At 75.0% G+C, this 1,312-nt stretch carries 1 protein-coding gene; it reads right to left on the bottom strand.

The window, feature by feature from the left end; all coding sequences use genetic code 11:
* On the bottom strand, positions 1 to 1,312 hold a 1,312-nt coding region (locus tag AB0I73_RS41355; protein ID WP_363045526.1), incomplete at both ends, for a polyketide synthase dehydratase domain-containing protein.

A 1,312-nucleotide genomic window follows, 5' to 3' on the forward strand; every position in this document is an offset into this window, starting at 1 on the left:
GACCGCCACCGCACCACGCGTCACCACCAGCAGCCGCGCGTCACCGTCCCGCTCCGCCGCCAGCCACTCCTGCAACCGCCCCAACACCCGCACGAGCCGGTCCCGCAGTGCTTCCGGGACGCCGGTCTCCGCCTCCGCGCCCGGAACGTCCAGGACCGTGGCCTCCACGTCCGGGACCGTCTCGGGCGTGCCCGTGACCGGCACCCACTCCACGCGGAACAGGGACTCGGTGGTGGCCCGGTGCTCCGCCGCCGTCAACTGCTCCGCGCCGACCGGCCGGAAGGCCAGCGACCGGACCGAGGCCACCGGTGCCCCGGTACCGTCCGCGGCCTCGACCGAGACGGCACGGCCGTCCGCCGTCGTCAGCCGCACCCGCAGCGCCGAGGCACCTCCGGCGAACAGCTCCACGCCGTCCCAGGAGAACGGCAGCCGCAGACCGCCGTCCTCAGGGAACAGCCCGCCCGCGCCCACGGCGTGCAGGGCGGAGTCCAGCAGCGCCGGGTGCAGACCGAACCGGCCCGCCTGCTCCGCCGCGTCACCGGCCAGCCCGACCTCGGCGAACACCTCGCCGTCACGCCGCCACACGGCGCGCAGCCCCCGGAACGCCGGACCGTAGCCGTACCCGGTGGCCTCGGAGCGCGTGTAGAAGTCGGCCACGTCGATCGGCTCCGCACCCTGCGGCGGCCATACCGTCGCCCAGTCCGCCGTCTGCGGCTGTGTCGCACCATCAGCCGTCACCACACCGACCGCGTGCCGCGTCCACGTCTCGGAGCCCTCGGGCTGTCCGTACACCGAGAGCGGCCGCGCGTCGGGTCCGGCGCCGTCCTCACCCTCGGCACCGACCACGACGCGTACGACGACGGCACCGTTCTCCGGCAGCACCAGCGGCTGCTCCAGTACGAGTTCCGACAGCGTGCCCTGGTCCACCTGGTCACCGGCCCGCACCGCCAGCTCGACCAGCGCGGTGCCCGGCACGAGCAGCCGACCGTCCACGACGTGATCGGCCAGCCAAGGGTGCGTACGGACGGACAGACGGCCCGTCAGCACCGCCCCGCCCGGCTCCGGGAGAGTCAGGACGGCACCGAGCAGCGGGTGCTCCGCGCCTTCCAGGCCCATGGACGCGACGTCCCCGGCGAATGCGGCGGGGCGTGGCCAGAAGCGCTCCCGCTGGAAGGGGTAGGTGGGCAGGTCGGTGCGGCGGGCGCCGGTGCCGGCGAAGACGGTGTCCCAGTCGACGTCGACGCCTGTCACCCACAGTTCGGCCAGCGAGGTCAGCAGCCGCTCCACGCCGCCCTCGTCGCGGCGCAGGGTG

It is taken from the genome of Streptomyces sp. NPDC050388 (assembly GCF_040655635.1).
Lineage (GTDB): Bacteria > Actinomycetota > Actinomycetes > Streptomycetales > Streptomycetaceae > Streptomyces.